The organism is Streptomyces sp. NBC_00203 (assembly GCF_045206325.1).
Lineage (GTDB): Bacteria > Actinomycetota > Actinomycetes > Streptomycetales > Streptomycetaceae > Streptomyces > Streptomyces lutosisoli.
Window position 1 is genome coordinate 2,043,556 of the sequence record NZ_CP108126.1, and the last position, 17,736, is coordinate 2,061,291.

The 17,736-nt window shown below is 68.0% G+C and carries 19 protein-coding genes; 2 read left to right on the top strand and 17 right to left on the bottom strand.

Annotated elements, in window-relative coordinates; all coding sequences use genetic code 11:
• Positions 1-29: 29 nt before the first annotated feature.
• The 11 genes from OG975_RS09495 to OG975_RS09545 form a co-directional block, all read right to left on the bottom strand.
• Positions 30-950: a diacylglycerol kinase gene (locus tag OG975_RS09495; protein ID WP_406328705.1), complete on the bottom strand. Its 921-nt coding sequence runs from the start codon at positions 948-950 to the stop codon at positions 30-32.
• Between the two features lie 31 nt (positions 951-981).
• A complete protein-coding gene (gene tatC / locus OG975_RS09500) occupies positions 982-1,932 on the bottom strand; it encodes a twin-arginine translocase subunit TatC (protein WP_406328706.1) in 951 nt (316 codons plus the stop codon).
• A gap of 53 nt (positions 1,933-1,985) precedes the next feature.
• Positions 1,986-2,270: a Sec-independent protein translocase subunit TatA gene (gene tatA / locus OG975_RS09505; protein ID WP_330303336.1), complete on the bottom strand. Its 285-nt coding sequence runs from the start codon at positions 2,268-2,270 to the stop codon at positions 1,986-1,988.
• A 238-nt stretch (positions 2,271-2,508) separates the two neighbouring features.
• The gene (locus tag OG975_RS09510) at positions 2,509-2,703 is read right to left on the bottom strand and encodes a hypothetical protein (RefSeq protein ID WP_330303337.1); all 195 of its coding nucleotides are present in this window, start codon (positions 2,701-2,703) and stop codon (positions 2,509-2,511) included.
• A gap of 10 nt (positions 2,704-2,713) precedes the next feature.
• Positions 2,714-2,974: a hypothetical protein gene (locus OG975_RS09515; RefSeq protein ID WP_406336221.1), complete on the bottom strand. Its 261-nt coding sequence runs from the start codon at positions 2,972-2,974 to the stop codon at positions 2,714-2,716.
• Positions 2,975-3,087: 113 nt separating this feature from the next.
• A complete protein-coding gene (locus OG975_RS09520; RefSeq protein WP_406328707.1) occupies positions 3,088-4,122 on the bottom strand; it encodes a helix-turn-helix transcriptional regulator in 1,035 nt (344 codons plus the stop codon).
• Positions 4,123-4,138: 16 nt separating this feature from the next.
• Positions 4,139-5,092, bottom strand: a complete 954-nt coding sequence (locus OG975_RS09525; protein WP_406328708.1) for a helix-turn-helix transcriptional regulator — start codon at positions 5,090-5,092, stop codon at positions 4,139-4,141.
• A 228-nt stretch (positions 5,093-5,320) separates the two neighbouring features.
• Positions 5,321-5,695, bottom strand: coding sequence for an FKBP-type peptidyl-prolyl cis-trans isomerase (locus OG975_RS09530; protein ID WP_406328709.1), 375 nt, complete (start codon positions 5,693-5,695; stop codon positions 5,321-5,323).
• Positions 5,696-5,756: 61 nt separating this feature from the next.
• Complete coding sequence (locus OG975_RS09535) at positions 5,757-6,758, bottom strand: FKBP-type peptidyl-prolyl cis-trans isomerase (protein ID WP_406328710.1); 1,002 nt, start codon at positions 6,756-6,758, stop codon at positions 5,757-5,759.
• A gap of 129 nt (positions 6,759-6,887) precedes the next feature.
• Positions 6,888-8,249, bottom strand: a complete 1,362-nt coding sequence (gene pafA, locus OG975_RS09540) for a Pup--protein ligase (protein WP_019066118.1) — start codon at positions 8,247-8,249, stop codon at positions 6,888-6,890.
• Positions 8,250-8,258: 9 nt separating this feature from the next.
• Positions 8,259-9,518: an MFS transporter gene (locus OG975_RS09545; protein ID WP_406328711.1), complete on the bottom strand. Its 1,260-nt coding sequence runs from the start codon at positions 9,516-9,518 to the stop codon at positions 8,259-8,261.
• A 108-nt stretch (positions 9,519-9,626) separates the two neighbouring features.
• On the opposite strand from OG975_RS09545, the gene OG975_RS09550 reads away from it, so the two are divergent.
• Entirely contained in the window at positions 9,627-10,649 is a 1,023-nt protein-coding gene (locus tag OG975_RS09550) for a LacI family DNA-binding transcriptional regulator (protein ID WP_406328712.1), read from the top strand.
• A 325-nt stretch (positions 10,650-10,974) separates the two neighbouring features.
• Here the strand turns inward: OG975_RS09550 and prcA are convergent, their stop codons facing one another.
• From prcA to arc, 6 genes are all read right to left on the bottom strand, one after another.
• Positions 10,975-11,721, bottom strand: coding sequence for a proteasome subunit alpha (prcA, locus tag OG975_RS09555; protein ID WP_406328713.1), 747 nt, complete (start codon positions 11,719-11,721; stop codon positions 10,975-10,977).
• 57 nt (positions 11,722-11,778) lie between these two features.
• Positions 11,779-12,624 carry a proteasome subunit beta gene (gene prcB / locus OG975_RS09560; protein ID WP_406328714.1) on the bottom strand — a complete coding sequence of 282 codons (846 nt, stop codon included), beginning with the start codon at positions 12,622-12,624 and terminating at the stop codon, positions 11,779-11,781.
• The gene (locus tag OG975_RS09565; RefSeq protein ID WP_406328715.1) at positions 12,576-13,169 is read right to left on the bottom strand and encodes an endonuclease VII domain-containing protein; all 594 of its coding nucleotides are present in this window, start codon (positions 13,167-13,169) and stop codon (positions 12,576-12,578) included. The genes prcB and OG975_RS09565 overlap by 49 nt, the downstream gene beginning before the upstream one ends.
• 32 nt (positions 13,170-13,201) lie before the next feature.
• Positions 13,202-13,420, bottom strand: coding sequence for a ubiquitin-like protein Pup (locus tag OG975_RS09570; protein ID WP_362077744.1), 219 nt, complete (start codon positions 13,418-13,420; stop codon positions 13,202-13,204).
• 155 nt (positions 13,421-13,575) lie between these two features.
• Positions 13,576-15,087: a depupylase/deamidase Dop gene (dop, locus tag OG975_RS09575; RefSeq protein WP_406328716.1), complete on the bottom strand. Its 1,512-nt coding sequence runs from the start codon at positions 15,085-15,087 to the stop codon at positions 13,576-13,578.
• A 234-nt stretch (positions 15,088-15,321) separates the two neighbouring features.
• Positions 15,322-17,088: a proteasome ATPase gene (gene arc / locus OG975_RS09580; RefSeq protein WP_406328717.1), complete on the bottom strand. Its 1,767-nt coding sequence runs from the start codon at positions 17,086-17,088 to the stop codon at positions 15,322-15,324.
• A gap of 254 nt (positions 17,089-17,342) precedes the next feature.
• On the opposite strand from arc, the gene OG975_RS09585 reads away from it, so the two are divergent.
• The gene (locus OG975_RS09585) at positions 17,343-17,648 is read left to right on the top strand and encodes a ferredoxin (RefSeq protein ID WP_406328718.1); all 306 of its coding nucleotides are present in this window, start codon (positions 17,343-17,345) and stop codon (positions 17,646-17,648) included.
• The last annotated feature ends 88 nt before the right edge of the window (positions 17,649-17,736 follow it).

Consider the following 17,736-nt stretch of genomic DNA (forward strand, 5'->3'; position numbering starts at 1 on the left):
ATACCTGTGAACCCCGGGATCACCGCAGCTCAGGGAAGCGCCACCCGCACCGCTGCCGGTATACAGTCCGCGGTCAGCGGCAGCGGCCCCAGCGGCTCCCCGTCCGCGTACCCCGTGCTGTGTTTTCCCGGGGGATACCCCCGGACCCCCGCCTCCGCGACGAGTTCGACCCTCGCGGCCCGGTGCACGGTGACCTTGGGATGGTCGAGGTGGGTGCCCTTGTAGACCTTCGGGAACACCTTGAGCAGCGTCGTACGGCTGCAGTCCCCCACGACCGTGATGTCGAACAGTCCGTCGGTGAGGTCGGCGCCCGCGCAGATCTTCATGCCGCCGCCGTACGACGATCCGTTGCCGACGGCCACGAGCGTCGCCTCGATCTCCTGGACCTCGCCGTCGTCCAGCGTGATGCGGTACGGGAAGGGCTTGAAGGCGGCCAGTTCGGCGAGCATGGCGAGGTCGTACTTGAAGCGGCCGGTGGGCCACCGCATGCGGTTGCCGCGGTCGTTGACCCGGGAGTCGAAGCCGGAGGCGAGGACGGTGCCGAACCAGGTGTCGCCCACGCGCCCCAGGTCGATGTCGCGCAGCCGCGCCCCTTTCAGAGCCTCGGCGATCAGGCGTCCCGCGGCCGCCGGGTCGCGTACGGGGAGGCCCAGGGCCCGCGCGAAGTCGTTCCCGGTGCCGACGGCGACCAGGCCGAGCGGGGTGCGGGTCCCGGCGACGGCCTGGAGGGCCAGGTTCGCCATGCCGTCGCCGCCGACGGCGATGAGGGCGCCGGTGCCGCCCTCGACTGCGGCACGCGCGCGCGTGAGGGCGTCTTGCGCGTTCTCCCCGAGGATCGCATGGACGGAGAATCCCGCCGCCCGCAAAGCCGAAGCGGCCGGCTGCGCCGCGTGGGCGCCCCGGCCGCGTCCCGCGGTGGGATTGACGAAGAGGGTGATCTCGCTGGTCACGGCCCTGACCCTACGAGATCTACGTGCTTCGTCAGGTCACGTCGTCATAACCGTTGACCCGGTCCGAGCCCGCCTGCTCCGGCAGTGCCCGGCTGGCCGACACGGTCTCGACCTCGCCGATGTCCTCGGGCGTGAGGTCCAGGTCGGAGGCCTCGTCGTCGTCGGGGCCCTCGGCGTCACGCCGGCGCTTGCGCCGGTCGTTGACGAGCGAGAAGGCGACCGCGGCGAAGTACAGGACCCAGATCGGTCCGGCGAGCGCCAGCATCGTCAGCGGGTCGGTGCTGGGCGTGGCGATGGCCGCGAAGACCGTGATGCCCATGATCATGCCGCGCCACCAGCCGAGCATCCGCTTGCCGGTCAGCGCGCCCGTGAGGTTGAGCATGATCAGCAGCAGCGGCAGCTCGAAGGAGAGGCCGAAGACGAGCACCATGCGCAGGACCAGGTCGAGCAGGTCGTCCAGCGGAAGCAGGTTGTTGACGCCGTTCGGCGTGAACCCGATCAGCACCTTCGCCGTGGTGGGCAGCACCTTGTAGGCGAAGTAGGCGCCGCCCAGGAAGAGCGGGACACCCGTGCCCACGAAGGCGAGCGCGTACTTCTTCTCGCCCCGGTGCAGGCCGGGGGCGATGAACGCCCACAGCTGGTAGAGCCAGACAGGAGAGGCCAGCACCACACCGGCCATCAGGGACACCTTCAACGCCAACGTGAACGGCGTGAGCAGACCGTTGATCGTGATCTGCGCACACTGCTGGCTCTTCTGGTGGGCCTGCGACAGTTCCGCGAAGGTCTTGCTGCAGCCCACCGAGTCCAACACCGGCTTGGTGACGATGTTGATGATGTCGTTGTAGAAGAAGGCGGCCACTATCGTGATGGCGACGATGGCCAGCATCGCCTTCGCGAGCCGGTTGCGGAGCTCGCGAAGGTGGTCCGCGAGGGGCATCCGCCCCTCGGGGTCTCTCTCCTGCTTGCGGGCAGACTTAAGCAACCCACGTCCTCATCTCGTGCGGCGGGCCGGAGTCGTCCGGCCCACTCCCTGGATCAGCGCTTGGTCGTGTCCGTCGGCTCGCTGACCGGGCGCGAACTGGTCACGTCGCCGGGGGCGGCCTGGATCGTGCGCTGAGCCGGGGGCTGCTCGTCGGTGCTGGGCGGGCCTGCCGGGGCGGGCGTGCTGCCCTCGTCCTTCATCGCCTTGGCCTCGCTCTTGAGGATGCGAGCGGACTTGCCGAGCGAGCGCGCCATGTCCGGAAGCTTCTTCGCGCCGAACAGCAGGATGATGACGACGAGGATGAGAATGATCTCGGGAGCTCCGAGCCTTCCGAACATAAGTCTTTACCTTCTCACCGAGGCTGCATGGTCGGGGTGCCGTCCGATCGGTCGGACATCTGTCCGATCGTCGTGTTGACAGCGATCGTAACGCTCAGGGGTAAACGCGGGGCAATCCCTGTGCGTACTCCCAGTTCGCGACCCGCGCCTCGTTATCCGGGCCGCGATCAGCAGCGTACCTGCCGTTGCCGGAAAGTTGACAGGGCGAAAGCCACTCAAAACGCAGGGCGCCCGCTACTCACAGTGCATCCACAGAGCGGGCGGTGGTCACAGCCGCGCGTTCCAGGTCTTCGGCGGCTCGATTGATGCGCTGCGCGGAGTCGGAAACCTGTCGCCCCAGACGCTCCGCTTCCACAAAGACACGGACAGCGAGCACTCCGAGAACGGCGATTCCCAGGAAACCCACAGCGATCGCAAACATCGGCCAGAACATGACGTCGACCCTAGAGGGTGGAGTGCAGGCGCAGGGTCCGCACCCCGCCTCCGGTGAGCAGCTCGACGATGCGCTCGCCCGCGGGCTTGCGCACGGCGATGCCGCACTCGGGGCAGGTGAAGGAGTAGAAGGTGGTGCGGCTGCTGGCGCCGATGGCCAGCCGCAGGGCGCTCGCCCTGAGCTCGAAGCCGGCCCGGCAGTCGGGGCAGGCGGCCTTGAACATCACGTCGACCACCCTTCTCATCCCGGCGAACGCGGCCACCACCGACATCTCCGGCGCACCGGAAGGCGCCCCCGCTCTCCCCGGCCCGCCGGTCTTCTCCGAAACAGCGGCCTTCTCCGGGGTTCCGGCCTTCTCCGGCGCACCAGACATCGACGACGTGCTCAAAGCCCCTGCTCCTGCCTGTCGTACGGCCCGTCCTGATCCCCTTGAAGCCCGTCGAGCCCGTCGAGCCCGTCGTAGGCCGCGAGCGCCTCCCGGGCGGCCTGCCGGGCGCTGTCCGCGAGGTCCTGCGGCGACACGATCCGGCCGTCGCCGCCGAGGCGCAGCGCCAGTCGGCGCAGTGACGTGGGATCGGGGGTCCGCAGGGTGATACGCAGCCCGCCGTCCGGCAGCTCATCCGCGCTGTCGTGCGGGTAGTACTCGGCGACCCAGCGCCCGCCGGGCCCCACCTCGACGACCACCTCGGGATCCTCGGCCGCGGGCTGCACAAGCCCCTCGGAGAGGTCCCGCAGCTCCACCTCGGGCGGCGCGGACGGCTCGTCCAGGATGCGGATCTCGGCGACCCGGTCGAGCCGGAAGGTGCGGCGTGCCTCGGAACGGCGGCACCAGGCCTCCACATAGGTGTGGCCGACGCTGACCAGCCGGATCGGGTCGATCTCGCGCTCGGTGAGCTCGTCCCGCGAGGGCGAGTAGTAGCGGATCCACAGCCGGCGCCGCTCGGAGATCGCCCGGTCGACGTCCGCGAAAACGCCGCCCTCCGACTCGAAGGTCACGGACAGCCGGGAGCTGGCGCCCGCCGCCTCGCCGGAGGCGGCCTCCACCTTGGCGGTGGCGCGCAGCAGCGCCTGCCGGTCGCCCTCGCGCAGGCCCGGCAGCGTGGACACCGCGCGGGCGGCCACCAGCAGCGCGGTCGCCTCGTCGGCGGCGATACGCAGAGGCTCCGCGACGTCGTCCGGGTTGTGCCACCAGATCCGGTCGCCGTCGGTGTCGATGTCGAGCAGATCACCGCCGCGGAAGCTGGTCCCGCACAGCGGCAGCACGTCGAGATCGGAGATCAGCTCGTCCTCGGTGATCCCGAAGGCCCGGGCCACGTCACCGACGCGGGCGCCGGGGCGCTCGCGCAGATATGTCACCAGGGAGAGCATCCGCCGGGTCTGGTCGATCGCGTTCGTGGGCCTGGCCGGTTTTCCTGCCACTTTCTTACGTTCCCCCTCAGCCCTTGGCCACAGCGCGCAGCCGGTCCACCACATCGGCCCGCAGTTCGGCGGGCTCCAGGACCACCACGTCGGGCCCGAACTCGACGAGCCAGGCGTCCAGGCCGTGCCCGTACGGAATCTCCAACTCGTCCCAGCCGTCGCCCAGTTCCCGCACCGAGACGGCCTTGGCCCGCAGCGGGTAGCCCGAGCCGCTGCGCAGCCGGATCAGCGCGGAGCGGTCGGCGATCTCCCCCGCCCAGCTCGCGACGGTCTCGCGCACGGTGACGACGTCGGGTACCTCGGCCGTGTACCGCCCCGCGCGGGCGCGGACCTTGCCGGTGATCCGGGAGAGCCGGAAGACACGCTCGGCGGCGCGGTCGCGGTCCCAGCCCGCGACGTACCAGTGACCGCGCCAGCACTCCAGGGCCCACAGCTCGACGTGCCGGGTCTCGGGGTGCGCGGCGGTGGCCTTGCGGTAGTCGAAGACGACCGGACGGCGGTCACGGAGGGCGAGCATCAGCGGTTCGAAGGCCGCCTCGTGGACGGGGATGTGCGGTTCCAGGGCGCCATGGGCCTCGTAGGGGTCCACGTCCTCGGGCAGACCCGCGGCACGCAGCTTCTGCAGGGCGCCGCTCGCGGCACCGGCCAGCCGGGCCTGCTGCCAGACCTTCGCGGCGAGGCCGAGGGCGGCTGCCTCCTCGGCGTCGAGGGTGATGGGCGGGAGGCGGTTGCTGTCGCGGCGGGCGAGGTAGCCGACCTCGCCGTCGAGGTTCTCGACCGTCTCGATGACCAGGCCGAGCTCGCGGAGATCGTCCTTGTCGCGCTCGAACATCCGGTTGAAGGAGTCGTCGGAGCCGGCTTCCAGATAGGCCTCGATGGACTCACGGAGTTCGCGCTTGCTGAGCGGCCGCCGAGTCCCGAGCAGACACAGCGCCAGGTTCATCAGCCGCTCGGCCTTGGCAATGGCCATCGATGCCCTTCCCTATGGTGCTTCCGACCGATGACCGTACCGCTCCGGAGTGTCGCGGCAAAAGCCGAGGGCCCATGCCCGGACAGGCATGGGCCCCAGGTGATCGGGTCCGGTCAGACCCTGATCACACGGCGTACGAAGATCGGACCGAAGTCGGGCCTTCATGATGATCGGACCGGAGCCGGAACTCCATGACCATCAACCCCGACGCCGATCCCCGTGCTGGTGTCAGACCGCGACCAGGTCGCAGACGAAGATCAGCGTCTCGCCGGGGGCGATGACGCCACCGCCGGCGCCGCGGTCGCCGTACGCGAGGTGCGCCGGGATGACCAGCTCGCGGCGACCGCCGACCTTCATGCCCTGCACGCCCTGGTCCCAGCCGCTGATGACCTGGCCGGCACCGAGCTTGAACTCCAGCGGGTTGCCGCGGTTCCAGGAGGCGTCGAACTCCTCACCGGTGGAGAAGGCCACGCCCACGTAGTGGACCTTGACGAAGTCGCCGGCCTTGGCGACCGGGCCGTCGCCCTCCCAGATGTCCTTGATCTGGAGGTCCGCCGGGGGCTCACCCTCCGGGAAGTCGATCTCGGGCTTCTCGATGCTCACGTCTCTAGCTCCTGCTTGTTTACGTAAAGGCAACTCGGACAGTCTTACATCCCCGGAGGGGTTACATCTTCGCCAGGATGTCGACCGAGAAGACGAGCGTGGAGTCCTTCTTGATACCGCTGCCACTCGGCGGGCTGTCGCCGTAGCCCAGGCTCGGCGGGACGACGATGAGGACGCGGCTGCCGACCTTCTTGCCGGTCAGGCCCTGGGACCAGCCCTTGACGACCTGCTGGAGCGAGAACGAGGTCAGCTGGCCCCGGCCGTACGTCGAGTCGAACTCCTTGCCGCCGTCCCAGAGCACACCCTCGTACTGCACGAGGACGCTGCTGTCGGCCTTGACCTCGTCGCCGTCGCCCTCGATCACGTAGTTCGCCACGAGCTTGGTCGGGGCGGTCGCCTTCGGCACGGTGATGGAGGGGGCCTTGCCGTCGGTGTTGGTGCCGACCTTCGGGAGGGCCGCGTCGCTCTGCGCGACATCCTTGCCCTTGGCGGAGCTCTTGGCGTTGAAGGTGTTCTGGATGTCGACGACGAACACCAGCGTGTCGGTGCCCTTGATGCCCGCCTGGGTGTTGCCCGACGTGCCGTAACCCCAGGTCGGCGGCACCGCCATCTCGACGCGGCTGCCCACCTTCTTGCCCACCAGGCCGTAACGCCAGCCGTCGATGATGCCGCCCTGCGCGAGCTGGATGACCAGGGGCGTCTTGCGGTCGTAGGAGTTGTCGAAGACCTTCGCCGTGTCCCAGATCTGGCCCAGGTAGTTGGCCTGGATGTAGTCGTTCTCCGCGACCGTCCGGCCGCCTCCCGCGATGGCCGTCCTGACCGCCAGGTTCTTCGACGGATCCCCGGTGCCCTTGGCGACGGTCGGCTTCTCGTCGAACTTCGTACCGGCGGTGATGGCCGGCAGCGGACCGTCGACGATCTTCGGCGGCGGGGCCGACGAGGCGGAGGCCGAAGCCGACGGGCTGCTGCTGGACTTGGCCGTGTCTGACTTGCCGTCGTCACCGCATCCGGCGAGTGTGACCAATCCAGCGGGTACGGCGATGAGGAGTGAGCGTCGGCGCACGGTGAGGGCCTCGTATCGATCGATCTTGGTTGATGGCGTGCGCGCAACTCTACGACGTGAGAAGGGCGCCGTACGGAAAACGTACGGCGCCCCGCGTTGCGTTCCGGATTCACTCCCGGAACGTACGCATCACATTCCCGCGATGAGCTTCTCCACCCTGTCGTCGACCGAACGGAACGGGTCCTTGCACAACACGGTGCGCTGTGCCTGGTCGTTCAGCTTCAGATGGACCCAGTCGACGGTGAAATCGCGGCGCTGTTCCTGAGCGCGCCGGATGAAGTCGCCCCGCAGCCGCGCCCGAGTGGTCTGGGGCGGCACGGACTTGCCCTCGAAGATCTTCAAGTCGTTGCAGATCCGGGCGGCTTGTCCCTTCCTCTCCAACAGGTAGTACAGCCCTCGGCGACGGTGGATGTCGTGGTAGGCGAGGTCTATCTGCGCGACCCTCGGGTGGGACATCGTCATGTTGTGCTTGGCTCGGTACCGCTCGATGAGCTGGTACTTCATGACCCAGTCGATTTCGGTACCGATCCGGTCGAGGTCCTCGGCCTCGATCGAGTCGAGCACACGGCCCCACAGTTCCAGGACCTGCTCGACGGTGCCGGTGCGGATTCCGCGGCGCTCGCAGAAGTCCACGGCCTTCTCGTAGTACTCGCGCTGCACTTCGAGCGCGGAGGCCTCGCGGCCACTGGCCAGGCGCACCTTGCGGCGGCCCGTGATGTCGTGGCTGACCTCGCGGATCGCCCGAATGGGGTTCTCCAGGGTGAGGTCACGCATCACCGTGCCCGCCTCGATCATGCGCAGGACGAGGTCGGTGGCTCCGACCTTGAGAAGCATGGTCGTCTCGGACATGTTCGAGTCGCCGACGATGACGTGCAGCCTGCGGTAGCGCTCGGCGTCGGCGTGCGGTTCGTCGCGGGTGTTGATGATGGGCCGGGAGCGGGTCGTCGCGGAGCTGACGCCCTCCCAGATGTGCTCGGCGCGCTGGCTGACGCAGTACACGGCGCCGCGCGGGGTCTGCAGCACCTTGCCGGCACCGCACAGAAGCTGCCTCGTGACGAGGAACGGAATGAGGATGTCCGCGAGTCGGGAGAACTCCCCGTGCCGGGCCACCAGATAGTTCTCATGGCACCCGTAGGAGTTACCTGCCGAGTCGGTGTTGTTCTTGAACAGGTAGACGTCGCCCGCGATTCCTTCCTCGTGCAGGCGTCGTTCGGCGTCCACCAGGAGTCCTTCGAGAATGCGCTCGCCGGCCTTGTCGTGGGTGACGAGTTCCGTCACGTTGTCACATTCGGGTGTCGCGTATTCCGGATGTGATCCCACGTCGAGATAGAGGCGGGCACCGTTCCGCAGAAAGACATTACTGCTGCGGCCCCATGACACGACACGGCGGAAGAGGTACCGCGCCACCTCGTCGGGAGACAGGCGACGCTGTCCCCTGAACGTACACGTGACGCCGTACTCGTTCTCCAGCCCGAAAATGCGGCGGTCCATGACTGAACATTACGCCCGATCCCCCGAGCTGAAACGGGGTTCGACAGCACGGTTTGGATCATTTTCCGATGAGACCGCAACGACCGCGCTGTCCCCGGTAGCTGCGAGGACCCGCCCCGTGGCCAGCAGAACCACCAGCGCGGCGGCCCCGGCGGCACCCGGTACGGCGAAGCCCCACACCGCCCCGCCCCACTCGACTACGGGTCCCGCGAGGCCCGTTCCGACCGACGCGCCCACGGTGAACGTCGTCACAAGCCAGGAGAACGCCTCGGTGACCGTGCCGCGCGGCGCGTGCCGGTCGACGAGGACGAACGCACAGGCGATACAGGGCGCCAGGAACACTCCGGCGAGCGCGGTGAGCGCCGTCATGGCGACCGGGCCCGGCACCAGCGTCAGCGGCAGGTAACACACCGCCAGAAGGGCGACGAGCACCCGCAGTCGCCGCTCCGGCGCGCCGCTCCACTGCCGCACGCCGTACACCGCGCCGCCGACGAGAGCGCCGAGACCGATGCCCGCCATCAGCCAGCCGTACACCGCGTCCCCGCCGTGGCCGTCGGCGTACGACACCGCCGCGACCGTGATGGAACCGAGGGCGATCCCGACGAACAGGAAGGCGGCGAGGAGGGCCAGCAGCCCGGACGAGCGCAACGCGCCGAGCCAGTGCGCCTCGCGCGGTGCCGAGCGCCACGCGCGCGAGGGCGGCGACACGACTACGGAGAGGGCGCCCAGCACGCCGATGGCATTCAGCACGAGCAGCGCGGCCTGCGCGGACCAGAGCGACACGCACAGCGTCACCAGCAACGGCCCCACCGTGAACATGACTTCCTGCGCCACGGCGTCCATCGCGTACGCCGTGTGCACCTGGTCCTCCCTGCGCAGGACAGAGGGCCACAGCGCCCGCAGACCGCCCTCCAGGGGCGGCGTGAAGAGCCCGGCAACGGCCATCGAGGCATACGCGAGCGACGGCGTCTGCGTGCCCGCGAACGCGAACACGCTCATCCCGAGAGCCGAGACGAGCGCGGCGGGCAGTTGCACCCGCGGCTGCCCATACACGTCCACAAGGCGCCCCAGCAGCGGCTGCCCCACCGCATTGGCCACGCCGTACACGGCGGCCAGCACGCCCGCCAGGCTGTACGTGCCGCCCTCGGCGCGGATGAAGAGCACGACGGCGATGGCGGCGGTGGCGTTCGGCAGCCGCCCTATGAGGGTGCCGACGAGCAGCCGGGTGGCGTGCCTCGCCCTGAGGATCTCCAGGTACCCCGCAGCCATGTCGAGCCCTTCTCGTAGCGCGCGACGCCGGAAGTTTTACGTATAACGCCGCTCTCCATACGTACCATGTGCGCTGTCCGTGAGTCCATACGAGGGAGCAGGTCGACGGTGGCACGAGGTAGTACGCGCCCCACGAGCCGTGACGTCGCCCAGGCCGCCGGGGTCTCCCAGGCCGCCGTCTCCCTCGTCCTGGGAGACAAGTGGCGCGGCCGGGTCTCCGAGGCCACGGCACAGCGGGTCCGGGAAGCCGCCCAGGAGCTCGGCTACCGCCCGAACCTTGCCGCCCGCAACCTCCGCCTGGGCCGCACCCGCACGGTCCTCCTGGTGGTCCCCGCGCTCACCACCGAATTCTTCGCGGGCGTCTACACCGGCGCGGCCCGCGTCGCGGCCGAACACGGCTTCGGCGTGGTCCTCTACCCCTCCCCCGAGGGCATCGGCCCCGCCCGCAACCCCTTCGGCTCGGCGGCAGCGGCCCTCGACGGCGTGATCGCCTCCTCCATGGCCGCCGACGCCCTCACGGCGATCCGCGGCGACCAGCTCCCCCTGGTCATGCTCGACAGCGACCCCGAGGGCAGCCTGGGCGCGGCCACGGTCAATCTCGACATCAAGGACGGCGTACGCCAGGTCGCCGAACACCTCCTGGCCCTCGGCCACCGCCGCTTCCTGCACCTGGCGGCCGACATCCCCTCCTGGACCTTCGAGGTACGCGCCCGAGAACTGGCCACCCGCCTGTCCGAGGTCCCCGGCACAGACCTCCGCACCACGCGCGCCCCCATCACCATCGAGGACGCCCTCAACGCCGCCGAAACAGCACTCGCCGCCCCCGGCCCCCGCCCCACGGCCCTGGTCTGCGACGACGACAAACTCGCAGCCGGCGCCTACAAAGCGGCCCGCCGCCTCGGCCTCCACATCCCCGACGACCTCTCCATCACCGGCCTGGACGACCTGGCCCTCTCCCGAGCCATCGACCCAGAACTGACCACCGTCCGCCTGGACGCCGAACGCTTCGGCGCACAGGGCATGGAAGCCCTCCTGGCCGTCCTGGACGACCGCACACCCCCACAGGGCGACATCCCGGTAGAACTGGTCGTACGAGGCTCCACAGCCCCACCCCGCCAGCCCGCCACCTGATCCCCCACCCATCCCCAACCGACACGCACCCGCAGCCGACGACACACGGGGCCCCACACACCCCAGCCGACACGCACCCTCACCCCGTACGACGACGCACCCGCGGTCGGCGACGCACGGAAGGGGCCGTGCCGGTACGTCCAGCCCGTCGCATACGTGGTTATGGCCAAGTTCATGCTGTGGCAGCAAACAGCAATGCCCACCGGCGACGGGCTGGACGTACCGGCGCGGCCCCGACCCCCCAAACGACAACCCCCATCGGAAACGCCGAGCGCCCCGACCAATTCGGCCGGGGCGCGCGATGGACAAGGCAAAGCAGAGGCGGTCACTCCTCGTCGTCGCCGTCCTCGGCCTCCGTGGCGGTCTCCGCACCCCCGGCCTCCAGCAACCGGGAAAGCTGACGCCCCACGATCCGCTTGAACTTCCGCTTCTGCGGCCGCGTACGGTCCAGCACCGCGACCTCCAGCCGCTCCGCGGGAATCTCCCGCTCACCACCGTTCGGCTCCCGCGACAGCGACTGCACCGCCAGCTTCAGCGCCCCCGCCAGCGACATCCCGTCCTCATGACGCTGATCGAGATAGGTACTGATCTGCTCGGCGTTTCCACCGACCGCGACCGACCCGTGCTCATCCACGATCGACCCGTCGTGCGGCAGCCGATAGATCTGGTCACCCTCAGGGGTCTCCCCCACCTCGGCAACCACCAACTCCACCTCGTACGGCTTCTCAGCAGCCGACGAGAAAATCGTGCCCAGAGTCTGGGCATAGACGTTGGCGAGACCACGAGCGGTCACGTCGTCACGGTCGTAGGTGTAACCCCGAAGATCGGCGTAGCGCACGCCACCGATCCGAAGGTTCTCGTACTCGTTGTACTTGCCGGCGGCCGCGAAGCCGATCCGGTCATAGATCTCGCTGAACTTGTGCAGCGCCCGGGACGGGTTCTCGCCGACGAACACGATGCCGTCGGCGTACTGCAGCACGACCAGGCTGCGGCCGCGGGCGATGCCCTTGCGGGCGTACTCGGCCCGATCGGCCATGGCCTGCTGGGGTGAGACATAGAACGGCGTCGACACCGGTTATCCGTCCCTTTCAGTCGAAGTCACTGGGTCACCTGGGCAAGAAGGGCCGGGTCAGAGCAGCGCGGCCCGCGGGCCGTCGGGCTGCTCCAGGCGCCGCTCCAGGATCGCGCGGGCGATCTCGGAGGACTCCTCGTCGGTAAGCCGGCGGAAGCCGTCCTCGGTGATCACGGTGACGATCGGATAGATCCGGCGGGCGACATCGGGGCCACCCGTCGCCGAGTCGTCGTCGGCCGCGTCGTACAGGGCCTGGATGACGAGGGTCGTGGCCTGCTGTTCGTTCAGATCGTTGCCGTACAGCTTCTTCATGGCGCCGCGCGCGAAGATCGAGCCGGATCCCGTGGCCGCGTAGCCGTGCTCCTCGGAGCGGCCGCCCGTGACGTCGTAGGAGAAGATGCGGCCCTTGCCACGGTCCACGTCGAACCCGGCGAAGAGCGGGACCACGGCCAGACCCTGCAGGGCCATGCCGAGGTTGGAACGGATCATCGTGGACAGGCGGTTCGCCTTGCCCTCCAGGGAGAGTTGGGCACCCTCCACCTTCTCGAAGTGCTCCAGCTCCAACTGGAACAGCTTCACCATCTCGACGGCCAGACCCGCCGTACCGGCAATGCCCACCGCCGAGTACTCGTCAGCCGGGAAGACCTTCTCGATGTCGCGCTGCGCGATCATGTTGCCCATGGTGGCCCGCCGGTCACCGGCGAGGACCACACCTCCGGGGAACGTGACGGCGACGATGGTCGTGCCGTGCGGGGCCTCGATGACGCCCTGGACGGGCGGCAGCTGCCGCTTGCCCGGGAGCATCTCCGGCTGGTGCTCGGACAGGAAGTCCATGAAGGACGACGACCCAGGCGTCAGGAAGGCAGCTGGTAGACGCCCGGTGCTACGAGTGTTGGCTTCCACGAGGATCCTTCCAAGTAGGCGGCAGCCCGACGAACAGCGTCGGGATCATCTCCCAACTTGCCGATGGCCGAATTGCAGTTGAAGCACAGTACGCCACGGACCCTACCCGTCTCGTGGCAGTGATCCACATGAATGGCAGGAGCTTTCAAACAGATCACGCAGAGCCCCATTTGAGAGGCCACCATCTCGTCACGGTCAGCTTCGGTGAGGCCGTATTGGCGCTTCAAGTGCCCCGCACGTCCCCTGGCTGCCCTACAGGCCTTGCAACTCGTCGAGAGACCGTCGGAGGCGGTCGCATTGCGATGCCAGTCGCTATGGGGCTTGATCTCCCCGCAGCCTGGGCAGAACTTGTGACCTTCGGGCACTCTCACCCTCGGCCTGACATTCTTGCCCTTGGCCAGCTGTCGAGTTTGGTGGTACTCCGCCCAGCACTCTCGACAGTAGGCCTGCAGCCCATCATGGGCCGATCTGTTGCTGGCGAAGGCCGCTCGCGGCTTGGACTCCTTGCACCGCGAGCAGCGCTTCACGCCTTCTTCGTTTACCAACCCGGAAGCCCCCGCTACCTCCGATTCGAAGGCTACTCGCCACCTTTCTGAACGAAACTTCGAACGAAGTCCTCGGCATTCTCCTCGAGGACATCGTCAATCTCGTCCAGGACGGAGTCGACATCGTCGCTCAGCTTCTCCTGGCGCTCCTTGAGGTCCTCGGAGGCCTGCGCGTCTTGCGCTGTCTCCTCGACCTCCTCGGTGTTGCGCGTCGCCTTCTGCTGTCCGCCGCCGGTGTCCTTGGTCGCCATAACCCTCACCCCGCTCGGTTCGACGTTCTTGATCAGACCCTACAAGCAGGGTCCGACATCGGCCCCGCAGTTGCTACAACGTACGGGGGCCACCTCGATGATTCCCGTACGCCGGACTTTCCACCCTGTCCGGCGGGTGCCGGACAGGTGCCCGCTCAGCCGCCCGAAAGGACCCTGACCAGGTCCTCAGCCGTACGGCAGCGGTCGAGGAGCTCCTTGACGTGATTACGCGTTCCGCGAAGCGGCTCCAGGGTTGGGACGCGCTGGAGCGAGTCCCGGCCGGGCAGATCGAAGATCACCGAGTCCCAGGAGGCGGCCGCGACGTCGTCCGCGTACTGCTCCAGGCAGCGTCCGCGGAAGTACGCGCGCGTGTCCTCCGGCGGCTTGGTGCGGGCCCGCTCGACGTCCGACTCGTCGAGCAGGCGCTTCATCTTGCCGCGTGCCGCGAGGCGGTTGTAGAGGCCCTTCTCGGCGCGTACGTCGGCGTACTGGAGGTCGACCAGGTGCAGCCGGGCGGCGTCCCAGTCGAGGCCGTCACGGCGTCGGTAGCCCTCCATGAGTTCCCGCTTGGCGACCCAGTCGAGCTCTCCGGAGAGGCTCATCGGGTCGTTCTCCAGGCGGTTCAGGGTGTCCTCCCAGCGGAACAGGACGTCCTTGGTCTGCTCGTCCGCGTCGGCCCCGAACCGTTCTTCCACGTACTTGCGCGACAGCTCGAAGTACTCCATCTGCAATTGCACAGCGGTGAGTGTGCGTCCGCTACGGAGCGTGACCAGGCGCTTGAGGGTCGGATCGTGCGAGACCTGGTGGAGGGTGCGTACGGGCTGGTCGACGGCGAGGTCCACGGCGATGAAGCCGTCCTCGATCATGGACAGGACCAGGGCCGTCGTGCCCAGCTTGAGATAGGTCGAGATCTCGGAGAGGTTCGCGTCGCCGATGATCACGTGCAGCCTGCGGTACTTCTCGGCGTCCGCGTGCGGCTCGTCGCGGGTGTTGATGATGGGGCGCTTCAGGGTGGTCTCCAGGCCCACCTCGACCTCGAAGTAGTCGGCGCGCTGGCTGAGCTGGAAGCCGTGTTCGTGTCCGTCCTGGCCGATTCCGACGCGGCCCGCTCCGGTGACGACCTGGCGTGAGACGAAGAACGGCGTGAGGTGGCGCACGATGTCCGAGAAGGGGGTCTCCCGCTTCATCAGGTAGTTCTCGTGCGTGCCGTACGAGGCGCCCTTGTTGTCGGTGTTGTTCTTGTAGAGGTGGATCGGCTGGGCGCCGGGGAGCTGGGCCGCGCGCTCCGCGGCCTCCGCCATGATGCGTTCGCCGGCCTTGTCCCACAGGACGGCGTCCAGCGGGTTGGTGACCTCGGGAGCGCTGTACTCCGGGTGTGCGTGGTCCACGTACAGCCGTGCGCCGTTGGTGAGGATGACATTGGCCAGGCCGATGTCCTCGTCGGTGAGCTGGCTGGAGTCGGCGGCCTCGCGGGCGAGGTCGAAGCCTCGCGCGTCCCGCAGCGGGTTCTCCTCCTCGAAGTCCCAGCGGGCGCGGCGCGCCCGGTGCATCGCCGCCGCGTAGGCGTTGACGATCTGGGATGAGGTGAGCATGGCATTGGCGTTGGGGTGGCCGGGGACGGAAATCCCGTACTCCGTCTCGATGCCCATTACTCGCCGTACGGTCATGCGGCCCTCCTTGCCCGGCAGCGCCCTCGGTCGGGGGCGCTGCTCAAGTACCGCTGGTGCTCCGGTGCGTGTGCGGTGCCCGTCCCCGCAACGCGCGACTCGGCGGTACGAAAGAGCCTAGAGCGCCTTTGCGCTGGTGGGGAGATCATTTGCGTCATTGCTCTGCTCCAGCCGTGCCCCGGAAAACAGTCGGCTGCGGGTACCCGCTGAGGGCACCCGCAGCCGCCCTGTCTTTTACAGGTACTGACCGGTGTTCGCCACCGTGTCGATGGAGCGTCCGGTGTCCGCGCCCTGCTTTCCGGTGACGAGGGTACGGATGTAGACGATCCGTTCGCCCTTCTTGCCGGAGATTCGGGCCCAGTCGTCCGGGTTGGTGGTGTTCGGCAGGTCCTCGTTCTCCTTGAACTCGTCCACGCAGGCCTGGAGGAGGTGGGAGACCCGAAGGCCCTTCTGGTTCGCCTCGAGGAAGGCCTTGATGGCCGCCTTCTTGGCGCGGCCGACGATGTTCTCGATCATGGCGCCGGAGTTGAAGTCCTTGAAGTAGAGGACTTCCTTGTCGCCGTTGGCGTAGGTGACCTCGAGGAAGCGGTTCTCCTCGGACTCGGCGTACATCTGTTCCACGGCGGTCTGGATCATGCCGTGGACGGTGGCCGCCCGGTCCCCGCCGTGCTCACCGAGGTCGTCGGAGTGCAGCGGGAGGCGCGCGGTGAGGTACTTCGCGAAGATGTCCTTCGCGGCCTCGGCGTCCGGGCGCTCGATCTTGATCTTCACATCGAGTCGTCCGGGGCGCAGGATCGCGGGGTCGATCATGTCCTCACGGTTCGAGGCGCCGATCACGACCACGTTCTCCAGGCCCTCCACGCCGTCGATCTCGGCGAGCAGCTGGGGGACGATGGTGTTCTCCACGTCCGAGCTGACGCCCGATCCACGGGTGCGGAACAGGGATTCCATCTCGTCGAAGAAGACGATGACGGGGGTGCCCTCGCTGGCCTTCTCACGTGCGCGCTGGAAGACGAGGCGGATCTGCCGCTCGGTCTCGCCGACGTACTTGTTCAGGAGCTCGGGGCCCTTGATGTTGAGGAAGAAGCTCTTGCCGGTGGCCTGTCCGGTCACTTCGGCGACCTTCTTGGCCAGCGAGTTGGCCACGGCCTTGGCGATGAGCGTCTTGCCGCATCCGGGGGGCCCATACAGCAGGACGCCCTTGGGCGGCCGCAGTTCGTGCTCCTTGAAGAGGTCGGGGTAGAGGTAGGGGAGCTCGACCGCGTCGCGGATCAGTTCGATCTGGTTTCCCAGGCCGCCGATCTGCTCGTAGCCGATGTCCGGGACCTCTTCGAGGACGAGCTCCTCGACCTCGCTCTTCGGGACGACTTCGTAGACATAGCCGGAACGGGGTTCGAGAAGCAGGGCGTCGCCGGGTCGGATGACGACGTCCAGGAGGGGCTCGGCGAGCCGTACCACCCGTTCCTCGTCGGTGTGCCCCTGTACGAGGGCGCGCTCGCCGTCCTCGAGGATCTCCTTGAGGGTGACGATGTCGCCGACGCTCTCGTACTCCATGGCCTCGACCACGTTGAGGGCTTCGTTGAGCATCACTTCCTGGCCGCGCCTGAGCTCTTCGAGCTCCACGCTGGGGCTGACGTTCACCCGGAGCTTGCGGCCCCCGGTGAAGATGTCCGCCGTGCCGTCCTCGTTCGCCACGAGGAAGACACCGAAGCCTGCCGGCGGCTGTGCGAGCCGGTCGACTTCTTCCTTGAGGGCCACGATCTGGTCGCGGGCCTCACGGAGCGTGTTGGCGAGCCGCTCGTTCTGTGCGGACACGCCGGCCAGGTTGGTCTGCAGCTCGACGATCCGCTCTTCGAGAATCCTCGTGTGCCGCGGAGAGTCGGCGAGCTTGCGTCGCAGGACGGCGATCTCCTGCTCAAGGTAGGCAATCTGCCCGGCGGGGTCATCGGACCCTCGTCCCGGGCGGATGCCGCGGTTCATGTCGTCGTCGTGGGCTGCCACGGTCCTCACCTCCTCCAAGGGGAGCTGGACGCTTCCAGACCCTACCTGGGTGGGTGTCGATTGAAACCCCTAGATCACAAAGACTGTCGGGGTGTGTCCGATCTTCACCCTTGCGCTCTCCCTCACGCCAGGGGAATACCCACCCAACATGATTGGGAAGCGGACGGAGGTAGGGTCGAAGTGTTCAACACCCGTCAGAGCTGGCCCGACTTGCTGGCCTGGCGGATCGCTCGGCGCAGGAAACGGCAGGAGAAATGACCGTGCAGCAGGAGGCCGGAGTCGACGGCGAGGCACTTGAGGTCTGGATCGATCAGGATCTCTGTACCGGCGACGGAATCTGCGCCCAGTACGCGCCCGAGGTCTTTGAGCTGGACATCGACGGTCTGGCCTATGTGAAGAGCCCCGACGACGAGCTGTTGCAGGTCCCGGGTGCCACAACGCCCGTACCGCTTCCGCTTCTGCGCGATGTGACCGACTCCGCGAAGGAGTGCCCGGGCGACTGTATCCATGTACGTCGGATTTCGGACAAGGTCGAGGTCTTCGGCCCTGACGCGGAGTGACTCCAGGGGTACCCCACGTCACCGACTGTCTGCTTTCTCACACCCTCCGCGGCGCGGAGGGTGTTTTCGTGTGCCGCGGACTTCGTCA

Excerpts from the sequence above, each read along its gene's own strand:
- OG975_RS09525 (WP_406328708.1), bottom strand. The coding sequence starts at position 5,092 with ATGGCCATTGCCAAGGCCGAGCGGCTGATGAACCTGGCGCTGTGTCTG.
- tatA (WP_330303336.1), bottom strand. The coding sequence starts at position 2,270 with ATGTTCGGAAGGCTCGGAGCTCCCGAGATCATTCTCATCCTCGTCGTC.
- OG975_RS09515 (WP_406336221.1), bottom strand. The coding sequence starts at position 2,974 with ATGTCGGTGGTGGCCGCGTTCGCCGGGATGAGAAGGGTGGTCGACGTG.
- OG975_RS09585 (WP_406328718.1), top strand. The coding sequence starts at position 17,343 with ATGACCGTGCAGCAGGAGGCCGGAGTCGACGGCGAGGCACTTGAGGTC.
- pafA (WP_019066118.1), bottom strand. The coding sequence starts at position 8,249 with ATGGACCGCCGCATTTTCGGGCTGGAGAACGAGTACGGCGTCACGTGT.
- OG975_RS09545 (WP_406328711.1), bottom strand. The coding sequence starts at position 9,518 with ATGGCTGCGGGGTACCTGGAGATCCTCAGGGCGAGGCACGCCACCCGG.
- dop (WP_406328716.1), bottom strand. The coding sequence starts at position 15,087 with ATGACCGTACGGCGAGTAATGGGCATCGAGACGGAGTACGGGATTTCC.
- OG975_RS09510 (WP_330303337.1), bottom strand. The coding sequence starts at position 2,703 with ATGTTCTGGCCGATGTTTGCGATCGCTGTGGGTTTCCTGGGAATCGCC.
- OG975_RS09570 (WP_362077744.1), bottom strand. The coding sequence starts at position 13,420 with ATGGCGACCAAGGACACCGGCGGCGGACAGCAGAAGGCGACGCGCAAC.